The 16,855-nt window shown below is 68.2% G+C and carries 19 protein-coding genes; 12 read left to right on the top strand and 7 right to left on the bottom strand.

Going from position 1 to position 16,855, the window contains the following annotated elements; all coding sequences use genetic code 11:
* Positions 1 to 70 precede the first annotated feature (70 nt).
* Positions 71 to 778 carry a DUF4382 domain-containing protein gene (locus tag NJQ98_RS04760; protein ID WP_262176270.1) on the top strand — a complete coding sequence of 236 codons (708 nt, stop codon included), beginning with the start codon at positions 71 to 73 and terminating at the stop codon, positions 776 to 778.
* A gap of 21 nt (positions 779 to 799) precedes the next feature.
* Here the strand turns inward: NJQ98_RS04760 and moaC are convergent, their stop codons facing one another.
* The 4 genes from moaC to pyrB form a co-directional block, all read right to left on the bottom strand.
* Positions 800 to 1,282 (bottom strand): cyclic pyranopterin monophosphate synthase MoaC, encoded by a 483-nt coding sequence (gene moaC, locus NJQ98_RS04755; protein WP_262176268.1) that lies wholly within the window; start codon positions 1,280 to 1,282, stop codon positions 800 to 802.
* Between the two features lie 41 nt (positions 1,283 to 1,323).
* The gene (locus tag NJQ98_RS04750; protein WP_262176264.1) at positions 1,324 to 1,830 is read right to left on the bottom strand and encodes a MogA/MoaB family molybdenum cofactor biosynthesis protein; all 507 of its coding nucleotides are present in this window, start codon (positions 1,828 to 1,830) and stop codon (positions 1,324 to 1,326) included.
* A gap of 69 nt (positions 1,831 to 1,899) precedes the next feature.
* A complete protein-coding gene (gene pyrI, locus NJQ98_RS04745; protein ID WP_262176261.1) occupies positions 1,900 to 2,367 on the bottom strand; it encodes an aspartate carbamoyltransferase regulatory subunit in 468 nt (155 codons plus the stop codon).
* Entirely contained in the window at positions 2,364 to 3,278 is a 915-nt protein-coding gene (gene pyrB / locus NJQ98_RS04740; protein WP_262176258.1) for an aspartate carbamoyltransferase, read from the bottom strand. The genes pyrI and pyrB overlap by 4 nt, the downstream gene beginning before the upstream one ends.
* Positions 3,279 to 3,628: 350 nt before the next feature.
* Between pyrB and NJQ98_RS04735 the strand changes: the two genes are divergently transcribed.
* Positions 3,629 to 4,261, top strand: a complete 633-nt coding sequence (locus tag NJQ98_RS04735; protein ID WP_262176255.1) for a MinD/ParA family ATP-binding protein — start codon at positions 3,629 to 3,631, stop codon at positions 4,259 to 4,261.
* 29 nt (positions 4,262 to 4,290) lie between these two features.
* A complete protein-coding gene (locus tag NJQ98_RS04730) occupies positions 4,291 to 4,920 on the top strand; it encodes an RAD55 family ATPase (RefSeq protein ID WP_262176252.1) in 630 nt (209 codons plus the stop codon).
* Between the two features lie 245 nt (positions 4,921 to 5,165).
* On the opposite strand, the gene NJQ98_RS04725 is transcribed toward NJQ98_RS04730, so the two are convergent.
* Together NJQ98_RS04725 and NJQ98_RS04720 are read right to left on the bottom strand one after the other, a co-directional pair.
* Positions 5,166 to 6,101: an FKBP-type peptidyl-prolyl cis-trans isomerase gene (locus NJQ98_RS04725; protein ID WP_262176250.1), complete on the bottom strand. Its 936-nt coding sequence runs from the start codon at positions 6,099 to 6,101 to the stop codon at positions 5,166 to 5,168.
* 59 nt (positions 6,102 to 6,160) lie between these two features.
* Positions 6,161 to 7,192 (bottom strand): threonine ammonia-lyase, encoded by a 1,032-nt coding sequence (locus NJQ98_RS04720; RefSeq protein ID WP_262176247.1) that lies wholly within the window; start codon positions 7,190 to 7,192, stop codon positions 6,161 to 6,163.
* A 268-nt stretch (positions 7,193 to 7,460) separates the two neighbouring features.
* Between NJQ98_RS04720 and cyaB the strand changes: the two genes are divergently transcribed.
* From cyaB to NJQ98_RS04695, 5 genes are all read left to right on the top strand, one after another.
* On the top strand, positions 7,461 to 8,006 hold the full coding sequence (gene cyaB / locus NJQ98_RS04715) for a class IV adenylate cyclase (protein ID WP_262176244.1): 546 nt from the start codon (positions 7,461 to 7,463) through the stop codon (positions 8,004 to 8,006).
* Positions 8,007 to 8,065: 59 nt separating this feature from the next.
* Entirely contained in the window at positions 8,066 to 9,268 is a 1,203-nt protein-coding gene (locus NJQ98_RS04710) for a methionine adenosyltransferase (protein ID WP_262176241.1), read from the top strand.
* 103 nt (positions 9,269 to 9,371) lie between these two features.
* Entirely contained in the window at positions 9,372 to 10,559 is a 1,188-nt protein-coding gene (locus NJQ98_RS04705) for a tRNA sulfurtransferase (protein ID WP_262176237.1), read from the top strand.
* A gap of 27 nt (positions 10,560 to 10,586) precedes the next feature.
* Positions 10,587 to 11,084, top strand: coding sequence for a DUF5804 family protein (locus NJQ98_RS04700; RefSeq protein WP_262176234.1), 498 nt, complete (start codon positions 10,587 to 10,589; stop codon positions 11,082 to 11,084).
* Between the two features lie 290 nt (positions 11,085 to 11,374).
* Positions 11,375 to 12,136: a helix-turn-helix transcriptional regulator gene (locus NJQ98_RS04695; RefSeq protein ID WP_262176223.1), complete on the top strand. Its 762-nt coding sequence runs from the start codon at positions 11,375 to 11,377 to the stop codon at positions 12,134 to 12,136.
* Here the strand turns inward: NJQ98_RS04695 and NJQ98_RS04690 are convergent.
* Positions 12,133 to 13,056, bottom strand: coding sequence for a PLP-dependent cysteine synthase family protein (locus tag NJQ98_RS04690; RefSeq protein ID WP_262176220.1), 924 nt, complete (start codon positions 13,054 to 13,056; stop codon positions 12,133 to 12,135). The genes NJQ98_RS04695 and NJQ98_RS04690 overlap by 4 nt on opposite strands.
* A 108-nt stretch (positions 13,057 to 13,164) precedes the next feature.
* Here NJQ98_RS04690 and NJQ98_RS04685 point away from each other — a divergent pair, with 108 nt between their 5' ends.
* The 4 genes from NJQ98_RS04685 to NJQ98_RS04670 all read left to right on the top strand — a co-directional run bounded on the left by NJQ98_RS04685 (position 13,165) and on the right by NJQ98_RS04670 (position 16,809).
* Positions 13,165 to 13,599, top strand: coding sequence for a DUF488 domain-containing protein (locus tag NJQ98_RS04685; RefSeq protein ID WP_262176218.1), 435 nt, complete (start codon positions 13,165 to 13,167; stop codon positions 13,597 to 13,599).
* 40 nt (positions 13,600 to 13,639) lie between these two features.
* Positions 13,640 to 14,032: a thioredoxin family protein gene (locus tag NJQ98_RS04680; RefSeq protein ID WP_262176215.1), complete on the top strand. Its 393-nt coding sequence runs from the start codon at positions 13,640 to 13,642 to the stop codon at positions 14,030 to 14,032.
* 126 nt (positions 14,033 to 14,158) lie between these two features.
* Complete coding sequence (locus NJQ98_RS04675; RefSeq protein WP_262176213.1) at positions 14,159 to 15,991, top strand: response regulator; 1,833 nt, start codon at positions 14,159 to 14,161, stop codon at positions 15,989 to 15,991.
* 89 nt (positions 15,992 to 16,080) lie between these two features.
* Positions 16,081 to 16,809 carry a hypothetical protein gene (locus NJQ98_RS04670; protein ID WP_262176211.1) on the top strand — a complete coding sequence of 243 codons (729 nt, stop codon included), beginning with the start codon at positions 16,081 to 16,083 and terminating at the stop codon, positions 16,807 to 16,809.
* Positions 16,810 to 16,855 lie beyond the last annotated feature (46 nt).

Here is a 16,855-nt window from a genome sequence, read left to right as displayed (position 1 = left end):
GGCCGGTACGTCAGTGTTTCCCGGCTGAATCGGCCACCAAGCACTTGCCACCGTCCCCGATGTATCGGATGTGAACCGACGAACGTATCTCAAGACGACCGGGGTCGCAGCCGCCGCCGGACTGGTCGCCGGCTGTAGCGGCTCGACCGACGGGGACGGAACACCGACGTACGGCACGCTCGCGACGAGCGTCACCGACATGCCGGGCGACATCAGCGACTTCGAGAGCTGTGTCGTGACGATGGCGGGCCTCTGGGTCAAGCCGGCCGAGAGCGACGGGACCGAAAGCGGCGGGACAGAAACCGAGACGGAGGAAGCGTCCGAAGCCGAAACCGGCACCGAAGACGGCGGCCGTCGCTACATCGAGTTCGAGGAGCCACAGACGGCCGACCTCGTCCAACTACAGGGGAGCAACACCCAGTCGCTCGGGGAGACGGAACTCGAAACGGGCACCTACCAGTACCTCCAGCTCGACGTCACCGGCGTCGAGGGGACCCTCGACGGCGGGGGCGAGGCTTCGGTGGACACGCCCGGCAACGCACCACTGAAGTTCAACGCCGAGTTCGAGATTCGGGCCGAGGAACGGACCCACTTCGTCGCCGACTTCACGCCGGTCAAGCGCGGCCCCAACGGCTACATCATCCAGCCGGTGGCGTCCGGGACGACAGTGCTGTACGGCGACGCGGAGTACACCGCCGAGGACGCGAGCGAAACCGAGACCGACAGCGTCGAAGCCGGTGCCTCGGTCAACGCTTCGGTGTCGGCCGAGCAGAACTAATCCGCGGCCCGGACCGGCGGGTTACGAATCGGGCACCGTTTTCGATTTCTCGACGACGCGCACGTCATCGATAGCCGCGGTCGGGTACCCTCCGTCGTCGTCTTTCTCGCTTGCTTTCACCATGTCCCAGACGACGTTGAGTCCGGTCGTCACCCCCTCCAGAGCTTCCATCTCACAGCCCGTCTTGCCGACCGTCTCGACAGCGACGGTACACTCGATTGCGTCCCCGCCGAGTTCGAAGTCGACGTCGACGTTCGTGATGGGAATCTGGTGGCACATCGGGATGGTCTCCCAGGTGTGCTTGACGGCCTGGACGGCGCCGATGCGGGCCGTGGTCAGCACGTCGCCCTTACCGATGTCGTCGGCGGCGACAGCGTCGAGTGTGGCCGCCGAAAGCCGAATCTCCCCGCGAGCGACCGCCCGGCGCCGGCTGTCGGCTTTCCCCCCGACGTCGACCATCTGCGCGTCGCCCTCGGCGTCGACGTGTGTGAACTCCTCTGTCATGGGCCGCATTACCGCGACCGGAGGGAAAACGATGGGGATGTTCAGTGACGGACCAGCCCGAGCAGGTGACCTAGGGCCGGCGCGACGAGTTCCTCGCTGCCGGTCCGCGCGGCGTCTTCGCTGCCGGGCAGACAGAAGACCAGCCGGTCGGCGACGACGCCCGCGGTGGCTCTGGACGCCATCGCCATCGGCCCGACAGCCTCGAAGGAGACGTACCGGAACAGCTCGCCGAAGCCCGGAATCTCGCGGTCGAACAGCGGGCGGAGGGCGTCGACTGTCACGTCGTCGGGCGTCAGGCCGGTGCCGCCGGTCGTCACCACCACGTCTGCGCCCGCTTCGAGAGCGCCCGTCACCGCGTCGGCGATGGCGACCGGGTCGTCGGTGACGAGAGTGCGGTCGACCACCTCGTGGCCGGCGTCGACGAGCGCCGCTTCGGCGGCGTCGCCGGCGGGGTCGTCATCGAGTGACCGGGAGGACGAGACCGTGATGACGGCAATCGAGACCGCGTCCGCATCGTGGCTGTGATGGCGGTCGTGGCTGTCGCTCATACGGGTCGTAGCGACGTGACCGTCCTAAAGCACGGGGGTCAAGGGCCCAGCGGGGCTGCGCCGGCGGGCCTAGTCCGCGAGGATGTGGGCCGGCAAGTCGTCCCGGATGATGGTGTCACAGTACTCACAGCGGACGCCGTCGTCGACGACGGCGAAGCGGGACTCGACCGGTTCGTCGACGGTCGAGATGCAGTTGTGGTTCGGACACTCCAGGATGCCCTCCACCGCCGACGGCCGCTCGACGCGGGCCTTCTCGATGACCTCGAAGTCCCGGACGATGTTGATGGTCGCGGCGGGGGCGATAAGCGACAGCACGTCGACCTCGTTCTGCGAGAGCTCCTTGCCCTCGACTTTCACGATGTCTTTCTTGCCCAGCCGGTCGGAGGGCATGTTCATCGCGACCGAGACGGAGTCGCCGCCGGTGCCGTCGATGCCCAGGATGGCCAGCACGTTCAGCGCCTGGCCGCCGGTGATGTGGTCGATGACGGTGCCGTTTCGAATCTTCGCGACGCGGAGTTGCTGGTCGTCGTCGCTCATCGGTTTGCCTCCAGAAGCAGGTCGAGCAGCGCCATCCTGACCGGAACGCCGTTGTGGGCCTGTTCGAAGTAGGTCGCGTACTCGGTGTCGTCGACGTCGTGGGCGATTTCGTCGACCCGAGGGAGCGGGTGCATCACGGTGAGGTCGTCCTTCGCCGCGTCGAGCGTTTCGCTGTCTATCTGGTACTGACCGGCGACCTCGCGGTACTCGCTCTCGTCGGGGAACCGCTCACGCTGGATGCGGGTGACATAGAGCACGTCGAGTTCGGGAAGCACCGTCTCCAGTTCAGTGTGTTCCCGGACCTCGGCGCCCTCCTGATGGAGGTCGTACCGCACCGAGCGGGGCAGTTGGAGGGACTCGGGGCTGATGAAGTGCTGGCGGGCGTCGACGTTCGTGAGCGCGTGGGCCAGCGAGTGGACGGTGCGACCGTACTTCAGGTCGCCCATGATACCGATGGTCAGGTCGTCGAAGCCGGCGTTCTCGCGGATGGTGTAGAGGTCGAGCAGGGTCTGGGTGGGGTGTTGGCCGGCGCCGTCGCCGGCGTTGACCAGCGGCACGTCGACGAACTCGCTGGCCATCTTCGCCGACCCCTCCATGGGGTGGCGAAGCACCAGGGCGTCGGCGTACCCCTCGACGACCCGGACCGTATCGGCCAGGGACTCCCCCTTCTTGACGCTGGACGACTCCACCGACCCCATGTCGACGATGTCCCCACCCAGGCGCTTCATCGCCGCCGTGAAGCTCATCTTGGTTCGCGTACTGGGTTCGAAAAAGAGCAAGCCCAACAGCGTGTCTGCGTGCCGGTCGGCGTAGGCCGACGGGTCCGCCGCGATGTCGGCCGCGTGGTCGAGTACCGCCTCGATGTCGGCCCGCGACAGCTGTTTGGCGCTGATAATGTGATCGTGCCGCATCTTACTCCCACTCCCGCCCCCGACGCTCTTGAATCTCCCGACACGCCCTAGTTACGGTTGATGGACTGTTGGGTGCTGGGTGTACGATGGACGCTAGACGACGAGAATACAGACCGCCAGAAAGCCCCCTCCCGCTCGGGTCGTGCGCCTCGCTGCGCGCGTTCGCTACGCTCACGTGCTTACGTCGTCGTGCTTCCCCGAGCAGTCGGCCCCTTTCAGTCCCGCCCGTAGCCGGTTGACCAGTCTGTGCTGGGTGGGCTTTCTGGCTGTTCGTGTTCAGTTCCACGGACACAGCTACGCCTGTGATCGCTAGCCAAGCATTCAAATCACATACCGAACACACCCACCCTATGCTCGCAATCGCCGGGGGGAAGGGAGGGTGCGGGAAGACGACGACGGCAGTGGGTCTCGCGCGTGCCCTCGCCACGCCGGGAACGCGGCCGCTGGTGGTCGACGCTGACCTCGACATGCCGGACCTCCACCACCGGACCGATGTCGACCGGCAGCCGGGTATCGACGAGGCCGTAGCGCGTGGGGACCCACGCGTCGTGGCGCAGCCGGCCCGTCGCTTCCCGGGGATAGACGTGTTGCCGTGTGACGGAGCGGACACGGCGACCGCCGCGGCGCTGTTCGAGCGCCTCGCGGACGGCGACGAGGGTCCCGTCCTGCTGGACTGTCCGGCCGGCGCGAGCCCCGACGCCGCGGCGCCGCTACGGGCGGCCGACCGAACCGTGCTTGTCTCGACGCCCCGGGAGCGGAGTCTGCGCGACGCGGCCAAGACGGCGGCGATGGCCCGCGAACTCGGCGCGCCGCCGGCCGCGGTGGTACTGGTCCGCAGCGACGGACGGGTCGACCCCGGCGAGTTGCTGGGCTGTGACGCCGTCGTCCACGTCCCGGAGCTATCGGAACCTCCACTCGAAACGGAGGAATCGGCCGCGAGACACCGTCAGTGTGCCAAATCGCTACCCAAGCGGAATATTTAATCAGGTGGGCCGGGTAGGTTCGGTATAGTATGGTCAACCGGCTCCGTACGGGCATCGACGTCCTCGACCGGAAGCTCGACGGCGGCATCCCAGCGGGGAGCATCGTCGCGCTGACGGCCCAGCCGGCGAGCCAGGCGGAGCTGTTTCTCTACGAACTGACGGCGACACGCGGGACGCTGTGGCTCTCGCTCGACCGCACCGCGGAGTCGGTCGTCGCCAGCATCGAACAGACCCCGGCCAACACCGGCGACCCGACGGTCCGACACATCTCCGGGGAGGCCCCGCTGGACAACGCGGGCAAACTCGTCTCGGCGCTGCCCGAGACCTCGAACCTCATCGTCGATCCGCTTGACGTGCTGGAGGCCCAGGAGCCCCACTCCCGGTTCCGGGCGTTCATGAACGACCTCCAGAACCACATCGTCAACACGGGGAGTATGGCCATCCTGCACTGCCTCGACGGCCGCTCGGTCCCGCCGCTTCGGGACACCACCGAACACTTCGCCGACGTGGTCTTCCAGCTCAAGACACACACGCGGGGCGACGAGGTGGAGAACCGCCTGGCGATTCCGAAGTTCCGGGGCGGCCGCGCGCCCAACGACATCATCAAGCTCGACCTGGTCGAACAGGTCAGCATCGACACGAGCCGGGATATCGCGTAACCCCCGGTTTCTCACAGCGCAGGGTCCTCACGAGCTGGCGCTCGCTGCGGACTCCTGTAAGGGGAACCGCCCGAATCTTCGTGGTTCGAGCGAGCGTCGCTTGCAGTAGCTCCCTCGTGGGCCTGCCGTTGCCCGGGTCGCGCGACAGAGCGCGCTCCCGGCCGCCGAGTGCAATCGCGGTAGACGAACGGAACGCGGCGCGGCCGCTCGGGGTCTCCGAACAGCGAAAAAGAGCGAGTTCGTCGTTACTCGCCGGCGTTTTCGAGTTCTTCGGCGATTTCCTCGGCGTCGACGTCGGCGTCCTCGAGCTGCTCTTCGAGGCCGCCCATGCCGCCGCCCATCATGCCGGGCATGCCCATGCCGCCACCGCCGATTTCCTCCTGGACGATGATGCGGTCGACGCCGAGCAGCTGGGTCAGCTGCTGGGCGATCTGCTGTTTGCCCATCATCCACTGCTGGTTCATCGTCAGCTGCGGGGTGGCCTCGATGTAGAGGGTGTCCTTCTCGACCTCGACGGTCTCGTACTCGGGCTCGCTCTCCTCGTCCTCGTCGTCGGACTCGACGAGCTGCTCTTCCTCGACGGTCTCGTCCTCGAACCAGACGTCGAGCTCCATGTCGAGCATCAGCGAGAGGATGCCCTGGGCCTTCTCCTCGCGGTCGGTGACCTCGGCGACGATTTCGTACTCGTACTCGACGGCCTCGCCGGCGAGCGGGTGGTTGAAGTCGACTCGGGCGCGGCCGCCGATGATGGTTTCGAGGCGGCCCTGCTCGCCGTCGATCTGGACCTGGGCGCCGGGGTAGCGGTCGTCCTCCTCGATCTTGTCCTTCGAGACCGTGCGGACCTCGGTCTCGTCGTACTCGCCGAAGGCGTCCTCGGCGGAGACGGTGACGGTCCCCTCGTCACCGACTTCCTTGCCGTAGATGTCCTCCTCGACGTCCGGGAAGATGTGGCCTTCCCCCAGCACGATGGTGCGCGGGCCCCAGTCCTGCTGGTCGGTGTCGATGCCTTCCTCGTCGGCGACGTCCTCGTCGGTCGTATCGACGAGCTGTCCTTCGTCGACAGTTCGCGCCGTGTAGGCGAGTTTGACGACGTCGCCGGACTGGAATCCGCTCTCGGGCTCTTCGTCGGCCGCGTCTTCCTCGACTGGCTCTGTCTCCTCGGCCTCGGAGTCGTTGCTCATACCCCGAAGGACTGCCGTGGCACTCTTAAGAACAACGTTTCGGGTCGGCGCTCACGCACTCACCCCTCGCCGTCGTACTCGGCGAGGGCGGCGTCGAGCTTCGCGCGGTCGATGTTCCGGCCAGAGACCGGGACGACGACGGTCTCGCCGGCGATGTCGTCCGCGCCGAGCGCGGCCGCGACGCCGGTTCCGCAGGCCCCTTCCATGACGATTCGCTCCTCGGCGAACAGCCGGGCGACGGCGTCGCCGATGGCGTCCTCGGGGACGAGCGTGAAATCGGCCAGCCCGTCCCGGAGGACGCCCATCGGGAGCGCGAACGGGACCCGCGTGGCGACGCCCTCGGCGCCCGTCTCCATCCGGTCGTGGGGCGCGAGCGTGTCCTCGTGGTAGGCCCGGTACATCGCCGGCGCGGCGGCCGACTGGACCCCCACGACGTCGGCGTCGGTCACGGCGCCGACGGTGAGGCAGTAGCCGACGGCGGCAGTGCCCCCACCGACGGGACAGTAGAGCCGGTCGACCTCGGGAAGTTCCTCGACGACCTCCAACCCGGCGGTGGCGACGCCCGCGAGCAGCTTCGGTTCGTTGCCCGAGTGGACGTAGCGCTTGCCTGTCTCGACGGCGAGCTCCTCGACGTGCTCGCGGGCGGCGTCGAAGTCCGGGCCGTGTCTGATGACCTCGGCGCCCAGTCGCTCCATGGCCGCGACCTTCCCGGCGTTGGCGTGCGCGGGCACGCCGATGGTGACGGGCACGCCGAACTCCCGGCCCGCCCACGCGATGGAGAGGCCGTGGTTCCCGGAGCTGGCCGCGAGGACGCCCCGCTCGCGGAACTCCTCGTCGAGCGTGGCGAGCAGATTGACCCCGCCCCGGACCTTGAACGCGCCCGTCGGCAGCGTGTCCTCGCGCTTGAGATAGACGTCGGCGCCGGTGACCGCCGAGAGGTGTTCGCTGCGGACCAGCGGCGTCTCGGGGAGATGCCGGGAGACGGTTTTCCGGGCGCGAGCGGCGTCGGCCGTCGTCGGCGGCGTCAGGTCGTGATACGGAAAGACGGTCGTCTCGTCTGGCGACTCGACCGGTTCGTAGCGACCGTCCATACCCCAACCCCGGTGGGCACGGACAGTAAAACTCGCGGTCTCCCCGCGGTCGCTCGCTCGGGTCGCCGTGAGAGCGCAGACACAGGTCAGCGGACCTGTCGCCTGCAGTCTCTGTGAAGGCCTCCGAGGCCGGCTCTGTCGGCCCGGCCACATGGGACCGGAGGACACGGGGCACGCTGTACCGAGAACGTCGCCAGCGGCTGTCGCAAATCGAACGGTCCGCCCCGCGATACCACCGTTTTTTACCGTTCGACTCCAGGCCGGAGGCATGTACGAAGTCGAAGTGAAAGTCGCCGCCGACCTGACCGCGGTCGCCGAGCGCCTCGACGAACTGGGGGCCACACGGACGGGCGACGTCGTTCAGGTGGACACCTACTACGACGCGCCCCACCGGGACTTCGCCGAGACGGACGAGGCCCTGCGGGTGCGACGGGAGAGCCGCGAGGGCGACACCGAGGCCCGCATCACCTACAAGGGGCCGCTGGTCGAAGCGGAATCCAAGACCCGCGAGGAGTTCGAGACCGGCGTCAACGACGGCGGGACCGCCGACGCCATCTTCGAGCAACTGGGGTTCGATGCGGCCGCCACCGTCGAGAAGGACAGGCGGTTCTACCGTTACGACGGCTACACCGTGACGCTGGACGCGGTCGAGGGCGTCGGCGAGTTCGTCGAGGTCGAGACCGAGACCGAGGAGGACGGGGTCGAGGCCGCCCGAGACGGAGCCTACGAGGTCCTGCGTGACCTGGGACTGGACCCCGACGAGCAGACCCGAACGTCGTACCTCGGTATGCTCCTCGAAAATACCTCGCAGTAATCTTTGTGCGCCGAGCGGTTCCCGTAAGTTATAGAAGCGGCCGCAGTTTAGGGCGACCAATGACCGAGCGGAACATCCACGTCGCCCCCGAGAGCGGACTCCCGATCGAGGAACAGAACGTCGAAATCGTCGAGCGGAAGGGCATCGGCCACCCCGACTCCATCTGTGACGGGGTCGCCGAGAGCGTCTCCCGCGCGCTCGCACAGACCTACATCGACCGCTTCGGCAAAGTGCTGCACTACAACACCGACGAGACGCAGCTGGTGGCCGGCACAGCGGCGCCGGCCTACGGGGGCGGCGAGGTGCTCGAACCCATCTACCTGCTCGTGGTCGGCCGCGCGACCAAGACCTACGACGGCGAGCGCATCCCCGCCGAGACCATCGCGCTGCGGGCCGCCCGCGAGTACCTGGGCGAGAACTTCCCGCATCTTGACCTGGGCACCGACATCGTCGTCGACGTGGAGTTCGGCGAGGGGTCAGGCGACCTCCAGACCGTTTTCGGCGAGGAGGAGGTCGTCCCGAACGCCAACGACACGAGCTACGGGGTCGGCCACGCGCCCTTCTCCGAGGTCGAACGCATCGTCGCCGACACCGAACGCAAGCTCACCGGCGAGTACGCCGCCGACAACCCCGTCGTCGGCCAGGACGTGAAGGTGATGGGCAAGCGCGAGGGCGACCACATCGACGTGACCGTCGCGGTCGCGATGGTCGACGAATACGTCGCCGACCTGGAGGACTACAAGGACGCCGTCGAGAACGTCCGCTCGTACGTGGAGGAACTCGCCGTCGAGAAGACGGACCGCGAGGTGACCGTCCACGTCAACACCGCCGACGACTACGACGAGGAGTCAATCTACCTCACCGTCACCGGGACCAGCGCCGAGCAGGGCGACGACGGCTCCGTCGGCCGTGGCAACCGCGCCAACGGCCTCATCACGCCGAACCGGCCGATGAGTATGGAGGCCACCTCCGGGAAGAACCCCGTCAACCACATCGGGAAGATTTACAACCTCCTCTCGACGGAAATCGCCCAGTCCGTCGCCGCCGAGGTCTCGGGCATCCGTCAGGTGCAGATTCGGCTGCTCTCACAGATCGGCTCGCCCATCGACCAGCCACACGTCGCCGACGCCATGGTCGTCACCGAGGACGGCGTCGCGATCGGGGACATCGAGGACGAGGTCGAGGCCACTATCGACGCGGAGCTGGCCGACGTGACCGAGATTACCCGCAAGGTCATCGCGGGCGAGCTCACGACGTTCTGACACCGCTGGCCGTCCCGCCGTGCGGTGCGAGACCCGCGCGTGCGGACAGCCGCAGTGTGCCGGCGAACGACACCCCTTTATTCGCTTTCGGGTAACTGCTGGTATGCACCCGCCCGAGGCCGACGTCGTCCTCGTCCGCCACGGCGAGCTCGGCGTCAAGAGCGAGCAGGTCCGCCGGAAGATGGAGGGCCGGCTGGCCGAGAACCTGCGGGCGATGCTCGACGCCCGCGGGCTCGCGGGCGACATCGAGCGCCGTCGCAACCGCCTGTTCGTCCACACCGACGAGCCGGACGCCGTCGCCGACGCGGCCGCCGACACGTTCGGCGTCGTCTCGGCCTCGCCGGCCCGCACCGTCGAGCCGACCCTAGAAGCCATCGAGGCGGCGCTGGCGGCGGCGACCGACGCGAACTACGCCGGGGGGAGTTTCGCCGTCGACGCGACCCGCGCCGGCCCCGGCGACGCCCACCCCTTCGCCAGCACCGACATCGAATCGGAGGGCGGCGCGGCGGTGTGGTCGGCTATCGAATCACAGGGCGTCGAGCCCGTGGTCGACCTCGACGACCCCGATTTCACCCTCTTTGTCGAGTGTCGCCGCGAGGAGGCGTACGTCTTTCTGGAGAAGCGAGCGGGGCCGGGCGGGCTCCCGCTTGGGACCCAGCGGCCGGTCGTCGCCCTCGTCAGCGGCGGCATCGACTCGCCGGTCGCCGCCTGGAAGCTGATGGCCCGCGGCTGTCCGGTGATACCGGTGTACGTCGACCTGGGCGACTACGGCGGCCCGGACCACCGGGCGCGGGCCCGGGCGACCGTCGAGCAATTGGCCGACTACGCGCCCGGGGAGGCGATGGCGATGCACGTCGTCGACGCCGGCGCCGTCGTGGCCGACCTGGAGAGCGAGATGGACGCGCTGCGGATGCTCTCCGTGCGGCGGTTCATGCTCGCGGCGGCCGAGGCCGTCGCCGAGTCCGAGGGGGCCGTCGGCGTCGTGACGGGGGAGGCCATCGGCCAGAAGTCGAGCCAGACCAGCGCGAACGTCGCGGTGACCGACGCGGCCACGGACCTGCCGGTCCACCGCCCGCTGGTGGCGACGGACAAGTCGGAGATAACCCAGCGCGCCCGCGATATCGGCACCTTCGAGGACGCCACGGTCGACACCGGCTGCAACCGGGTCGCCCCGGAACTGCCCGAGACGAACGCCGACCTCGACGCCGTCCGGGCGGCCGAGCCCGACGACCTGTTCGAGCGGGCGCGGGCCTGTGCGACGGCCCGTACGGTCGTCCCCATCGAAAGGTAAATCTCCGGGGCGCCAGTGAGTCGGCGTATGGCCCAGGTGTGTCTCGTCGGGAGCGAGGACGTGAACCTCCGGTACGAACTGCTCTCCCGTGAGACCGCCCGGAACGCCCTGGTCACCTACGACCTGCGGGAGCCCTTCGAGAACACCCTCCAGGTCGAGACGGTGAGCCTGGGCGCGGCGGTCGCCCTGCTCAACGACCTGAACTGGTATCTCGTCCGCTTTACCGACGCCGCGTTCGTGAAGGTCCCCTCCATCAGCGAGAGCGAGTGGCTCTCGCGGGAACTGGCGACCGCTATCAGGGACGACGAGATAGCGCCCGAGGAGACGGGGCGGTTCCTGACGGTGTACGGTATCGTCGAGGAGCCGCCGGCCGAGGGCGAGGAGTCGGCGTCACAGGACCGGCCGCCGGCGCTCGTCGAGCCGATGTTGCTCACTCGGACCGGCGAGACGATTCCCGACTACGACCTCCGCGAGGTCGACGACACGCTGGTCGTGCGCGTCACCGAATCGGAGTTCGGAGCCTGAACGGCGACACCGAGACGGCGTGTGCCGGACAGTCGGTAGCCACAGGAGAGACTCGCCGAGGAATCGTGAGGCAGTAACGGCCGCGACGGCCGGCTGTCAGAGGCGTGGCCGTCGCGGCCGATGGGTGCCACCGTGAATCTCCCACCTCGCTACAGCGAGCCTGCACTTTCAATTGAGCGGTGAGTGACATATACCGAACGGGCGGGAAAGTTCCCACCTGGTGAACGTTCTCCCGACAACTGACGCGCCCTGAGAACGACTTATATCCCCGCGTCACTGTGTGAGAGTATATGCCCCCGGTGGTAGACACTGCGGACGTCGTCGCCCGGCGGCGTGAGGTGTTGCAGGCGCTGTCGGAGCCACTGACCAAGCCCGAACTGGTACAGCGGCTCTCTATCTCCCGCTCGACGGTCGACAGAGCCATCGAGGAGCTGCGCTCGGCGTCACTGGTCGCCAGGGAGGGCAGCAGCTACGAGGCGACCTACGCCGGCCGACAGGCGCTCTCGGCCTACGAGGGTTTTCTCGACCGGCTCGACGCGCTCACACGCGCCCAGCCGGTCCTCGACGCGCTGCCCCCCGACGTCGATATCGACCCCGCCGTTCTCCGCGACGCGACCGTCGTGGAGTCGACGATAGCGACGCCACAGGCCCCCATCGAGGCGGCGACTGCGCTGGGCGACGGCGCGACGAAACTGCGGGCCACCGGACCATCGGTGACGCCAACGTACATCGGCGAAGTCGCCGAACTCGTCGACGACGGCGACGACACGGAACTGGTGTTGACTGCGGACGTGTTCGACGCGCTGTCCTCGGCGTACGAGGACGCGTTCGCGCGCTTCTCGTCGGCCGACAACGTGGCGCTCTACGTGACCGACGAGACGATGCCGTACGCGGTCTGGATAGCCGAGAAACCCGGGGGAACCGTCAGCGGCTTCATCGTCCACACGGACGAGGGCGTCCGCGGCGCCGTCCACAGCGACACCGAAGCCATGAACGAGTGGACGCGGGCGAAATACGAGGCGTTCAAACGGGACGCCGACCGGGTCGACTAGTCGAACATCCCGGTCGACATGTACCGCTCGCCGCTGTCCCAGTAGACCGTGACGACGAACGGGTCCGTGACCCCCTCCGCTCTCAGTTCCTCGGCCACCTCCCGGGCCGCGAGATTCGACGCGCCCGAGGACTGCCCGACGAGGATGCCCTCCTCGCGGGCGAGGCGGCGACATTCGGCCTCGGCGTCGTCGAGTTCGACGGTCTTGACGTCGTCCAGCAGGTCCACGTCGAGGTTGTCGCTGACGAACCCGGGCCCCATCCCCTGGAAGCTGTCCTCGCCGGTACCGGGCTCCATCCCCGAGAGGACGGCGTTGTCGGCCGGCTCGACGGCGACGATGTCCACGTCGGGGAACGCCTCCCGGAGGCGGCGGCCGATGCCCGTGATGGTGCCGCCGGTCCCGACGCCCGCGACCAGGGCGTCGACGGTCCGGTCGCCGACCTGTTCGAGTATCTCGGGGCCCGTGGTCTCGTAGTGAGCCTCCGGGTTCGCCGGGTTCTCGAACTGCCGCAGCTGGATGTAGCCGTCGCGGTCGGTGAGTTCGTCGGCCCGCTCCTTGGCGGCCGAGATGTCGCCGTCGACCCGTTCGATTTCGGCGCCGTAGGCACCCATTACCTGGCGGCGCTCGGGCGACTTCGAGCCGGGCATCACCAGCACCACGTCGTACCCCTTCGCGGCGCCGACCATCGCCATCCCGATACCGGTGTTGCCGCTGGTCGGTTCGACCAGCGTGTCGCCGGGGGTGATGACCCCCTCGCGCTCGGCCCGTTCTATCATGAACCGCGCCGGGCGGTCCTTCGCGGAGCCGCCCGGGTTGAACGACTCGACCTTCGCGGCCACGGTCGTCCCCTCCGGGGCGGCGACCGACACCAGCGGCGAGCCGATGGTCTCGACGATGGAGTCGTTGAGTGACTCGTGCATTGGCCGGGGGTACGCCGTCGCCGGTTAAAACCCCCCGTGGAACCGCCAAGGCCGAGGGGGAGTCGCGGGTGCCGGCAGTTCTTTCCGCCGCGAGGGCCACGTTCCGGTATGAGCGGAGCGGTACGGGAGACGTACGTGGCGGCGGTACAGCACGACTTGGCCGACCTCACTGGGGACGAGACGCTCGTCGGTGTGGTCCGCGAGCCGACGGGCTGGTTCCACGCCGCGGTCGACGAGAACCGCCCGGAACTGGGGCCGCCGTCGGAGCTGCTCGGGGAGACCAAACAGCGCGCCGAGGACCTGCGGATGCAGGGGCTCTGTGAGACGGGCGCGCACAACGCCGCCTGGGACGAGACTGACTTCGAGTCCCGGTACCGCTCACATCTCGACGATGACGACGGTGCTCGGCGGGCGCTCGACGGGCTGGCGTCGCGGGTCCGGAACGGCGAGACGGTCGTTCTCGTCTGCTTCGAGGACGACAACAAACGGTGTCATCGCCACCTCCTCCGGGACCGACTCCGCGAGCGGACCGACGCGGTGTGAGAGGCGAGGGTTGAAGCCAGTTGCACCGCTACTGGTACCCATGAGCGAAACCGGACGCCTCGAAACGATGGAGCCGAACCCGGTCTGGGTCGAGGACGCCTACGCCGACACGGTCGATCTCCTCGCCAGCCACCGGACCGAACTGCACTACCACGTCTGGGGCGGCGACTGGTGCAAGGACTGTCGCGCACAGCTTCCCGACTTCGGCGCGGCGCTGAAAGCCGCGGAGGTCCCCGCCTCGCGGATTCACCACTACCCGACCGAGAAGGAGGAGGACGGCTCGAAGACCGGCCCCGGCGTCGAGGAGTACGACATCGAGTACATCCCGACGGTCGTCGTCGAACACGACGGCGAGGAGATCGCCCGCTTCGTCGAGGAGGAACGGGTCCCCATCGCCGTCTGTCTCGCCGACGAGATAGAGTCGGCGCTCTGATTCCGGAGCGACGGACTGTCCGCCGGGTAGTATCTCCCCGAAGCGGCGGCTGGTGCCGCACAGCGGCCGGTAGACACGCGCGCCGGTACGAACGCTATTATACGAGGGTGGGTCAATACCGGTCATATGGACGACATCCGCGTTCTTCACGTCGACGACGAGCCGGATTTCGCCGAGGTAACGGCCCAGTTCCTCGAACGCGACGGCCGTTTCACAGTCGAGACCGCGCCCGGCGGGGCCGACGGGCTGGAACAGCTCACGTCGGCGGTCGACTGTGTCGTCTCCGACTACGACATGCCCGGGATGAACGGCCTGGAGTTCCTCGAAGCCGTCCGCGAGTCCTACCCCGACCTCCCGTTTATCCTCTTTACCGGGAAGGGGAGCGAAGCGGTCGCCAGCGAGGCCCTGACGCTCGGCGCGACGGACTATCTCCAGAAAGCGTCCGGCACCGACCAGTACGAACTGCTCGCGAACCGGGTCAGCCGGGCGGTGGGGCAGTTCCGCGCGGAGCGGGAACTGGAGCGGAAAACCGAGCTGCTGGAGAAGACCCAGGACATCGCCGACGCCGGGGCCTGGGAGTACGACCCGGAACAGGGGGAGGCGTACGTCACCGACCAGGTGTACGAGATATACGAGGTCGACCGGGACCGCGACCTGTCGCCGATGGGTGACATCCAGCGGTTCTACCACCCCGAGGACTGCGATACGGTCCGGGACGCCGTCGAGGGGGCCCTGGCGGACGGCGAGCCGTACGATATCGAGGTCCGGGTCACCGCCGCCGACGGCACCGACAAATGGGTTCGGACGCGGGCCGACCCCCAGTTCGAGGACGGTGCCTGTCAGCACGTCCGCGGGACGGTTCGGGACATCACGGACCGCCGGGAACGGGAGGAGCGTCTCGTCGAGACCAAGCAGTGGTACCAGACCCTGCTCGACGGCGCCCCGGACGCGGCCTTCGTCGCCGACACCGAGTCGGGCGAGATATGCGAGACGAACCGGGCGGGGGCCCAACTGCTCGACCGGCCCCGCGATGAGATAGTCGGACTCGACCAGACGGCGCTGCACCCGCCCGAGGAGGGGGAAGCGTACGCGTCGCTGTTCGACCGGCACGTCGGCGCCGGCGGCGGCCGGGCCGACTCGCTCGACGGGCACGAGGAGCTCTACGTCGTCGATTCGGCGGGCGAGCGAATCCCCGTGGAGATCAGCTCCCAGACCGTCGAAATCGGCGGACAGCACTACAACCAGGGGTACTTCCGCGACATCACGGCCCGCAAGGAGCGCGAGCGGGAACTCAAGCGCCAGAACGAGCGCCTCGACGAGTTCGTCACGGTGGTCAGTCACGACCTCCGGAACCCGCTGCGGACGCTCTCCGCGTCGCTCGCCCTCATCGAGACCGACGACGAGGAGTCCCTCGAACGGTGTCACCGTACCGTCGAGCGGATGGAGCAACTGATAGACGACCTGGTCGACCTGGCCCGGCACGGCGAGACGGAGTCGGAGCCGGTGCCGGTCGAACTCGCCGGGCTCGCGACGGCGTGTGCCCGGACGACCGGCCTCTCGGAGGGGGCTCTCTCGGTGACGACGGACGCGACCATCGCCGCCGACGAATCGCAGCTCAGACACCTGCTCGAGAATCTCTTTTCGAACGCTGTCGAACACAGCTCGACGGACCGGCAATCGCAGTCCGCGGGCGCCATCAGCGACGGCGACGGGGTCTCGCTCACCGTCGGGCCCCTTGACGGCGGCTTCTATGTCGCAGACGACGGGCCGGGCATCCCCGAGAGCGAGCGCGAGCGCGTCTTCCGGGTCGGCTATTCGACGAGTGACCGAGGCACCGGGTTCGGGTTGAACATCGTCAAAGAGGCCGCCGAGACGCACGGCTGGGACGTCGACGTGACCGAGAGCGCCGAGGGGGGCGCCCGGTTCGAGATTACCGGTGTCGAGTTCGCCGACGGCTGAGAGCCCGTGGACCACACAGCCGAGACGGCGCGTCGGTTCACAGCCGGGGGTAAAGTACACCATGCTGGGGAATAGAATCTTGGCTACTAATGCCCGAAATCACGGTCAGCGACTCACAGCGTGAGCGGCTGGCGACCATCCAGGACGAGCTGTCGGCGGCGTACATCGACACCTACGGCCACATACGGACGACAGACGTGGTGCAGTATCTCCTCGATACGTACACGCCCCCCGAGCAGCGGGGCGACGTCAGCCACGAGCGAATCGCCACGGCCGAGTTCCAGGACCTCCAGGCGGTCGCGACCGGCGTGGAAGGAGTCCCCGGCAGCGGAATTGACGCGGAGACCATGCGGGGAAAGCTCCTCTCGACGCTGGGCGTCGAGGAGTTCGCGGCCCGCCTCGCGGCCGTCGACGGCGCGGACACGGAGAGCAATGCCGGCGGTTCGGAGGCCAGCGCTGGGGACGACGAGGTCGACGACGCACAGAGCGGCGCTGCCGACGGCGACACCGAGGGCGAACAGAGCAGCGCTACCGACGGCGAAGGCGACGACGCGGCGGAGGACACTGATGGGCTGTCGGCCGACGACGCGGCTGGCGACGACGAGACCGCGAGCGACGAGAGCGGCTCCGGGCCGACACCGAGCACCGACGGGCCGGGCGCGATTCTCTCGGCGGCCAACCAGCTGCTCACCGACCACGACGACAAGTGGCGGGAGGGCGGGGGAGACGAGCCCTACGAGGTCGACTTACCTGACGGGACGACGGAGACCGTCCGGACCAAGGACGACGTCAGAGGGTTGCTGTTCAAACACTACTGACACCGCAGTCTGGAAGGGACCGTGTCGATGGACCACGGCGGTGGGA

The organism is Haloarcula laminariae, from assembly GCF_025457605.1.
Lineage (GTDB): Archaea > Halobacteriota > Halobacteria > Halobacteriales > Haloarculaceae > Haloarcula > Haloarcula laminariae.
The sequence above is the reverse complement of the archived record's forward strand: the minus strand, read 5'-3'. Positions and strand labels throughout refer to the sequence as shown.

What these genes read in the sequence shown, in the direction of transcription:
- NJQ98_RS04750 (WP_262176264.1), bottom strand. Translation starts at nt 1,830, where the DNA reads ATGAGCGACAGCCACGACCGCCATCACAGCCACGATGCGGACGCGGTC.
- NJQ98_RS04730 (WP_262176252.1), top strand. Translation starts at nt 4,291, where the DNA reads ATGGTCAACCGGCTCCGTACGGGCATCGACGTCCTCGACCGGAAGCTC.
- NJQ98_RS04695 (WP_262176223.1), top strand. Translation starts at nt 11,375, where the DNA reads ATGCCCCCGGTGGTAGACACTGCGGACGTCGTCGCCCGGCGGCGTGAG.
- cyaB (WP_262176244.1), top strand. Translation starts at nt 7,461, where the DNA reads ATGTACGAAGTCGAAGTGAAAGTCGCCGCCGACCTGACCGCGGTCGCC.
- NJQ98_RS04725 (WP_262176250.1), bottom strand. Translation starts at nt 6,101, where the DNA reads ATGAGCAACGACTCCGAGGCCGAGGAGACAGAGCCAGTCGAGGAAGAC.
- NJQ98_RS04685 (WP_262176218.1), top strand. Translation starts at nt 13,165, where the DNA reads ATGAGCGGAGCGGTACGGGAGACGTACGTGGCGGCGGTACAGCACGAC.
- NJQ98_RS04705 (WP_262176237.1), top strand. Translation starts at nt 9,372, where the DNA reads ATGCACCCGCCCGAGGCCGACGTCGTCCTCGTCCGCCACGGCGAGCTC.
- NJQ98_RS04680 (WP_262176215.1), top strand. Translation starts at nt 13,640, where the DNA reads ATGAGCGAAACCGGACGCCTCGAAACGATGGAGCCGAACCCGGTCTGG.
- pyrI (WP_262176261.1), bottom strand. Translation starts at nt 2,367, where the DNA reads ATGAGCGACGACGACCAGCAACTCCGCGTCGCGAAGATTCGAAACGGC.
- NJQ98_RS04735 (WP_262176255.1), top strand. Translation starts at nt 3,629, where the DNA reads ATGCTCGCAATCGCCGGGGGGAAGGGAGGGTGCGGGAAGACGACGACG.
- NJQ98_RS04720 (WP_262176247.1), bottom strand. Translation starts at nt 7,192, where the DNA reads ATGGACGGTCGCTACGAACCGGTCGAGTCGCCAGACGAGACGACCGTC.
- NJQ98_RS04690 (WP_262176220.1), bottom strand. Translation starts at nt 13,056, where the DNA reads ATGCACGAGTCACTCAACGACTCCATCGTCGAGACCATCGGCTCGCCG.
- NJQ98_RS04670 (WP_262176211.1), top strand. Translation starts at nt 16,081, where the DNA reads ATGCCCGAAATCACGGTCAGCGACTCACAGCGTGAGCGGCTGGCGACC.
- pyrB (WP_262176258.1), bottom strand. Translation starts at nt 3,278, where the DNA reads ATGCGGCACGATCACATTATCAGCGCCAAACAGCTGTCGCGGGCCGAC.
- NJQ98_RS04710 (WP_262176241.1), top strand. Translation starts at nt 8,066, where the DNA reads ATGACCGAGCGGAACATCCACGTCGCCCCCGAGAGCGGACTCCCGATC.
- NJQ98_RS04700 (WP_262176234.1), top strand. Translation starts at nt 10,587, where the DNA reads ATGGCCCAGGTGTGTCTCGTCGGGAGCGAGGACGTGAACCTCCGGTAC.
- moaC (WP_262176268.1), bottom strand. Translation starts at nt 1,282, where the DNA reads ATGACAGAGGAGTTCACACACGTCGACGCCGAGGGCGACGCGCAGATG.
- NJQ98_RS04675 (WP_262176213.1), top strand. Translation starts at nt 14,159, where the DNA reads ATGGACGACATCCGCGTTCTTCACGTCGACGACGAGCCGGATTTCGCC.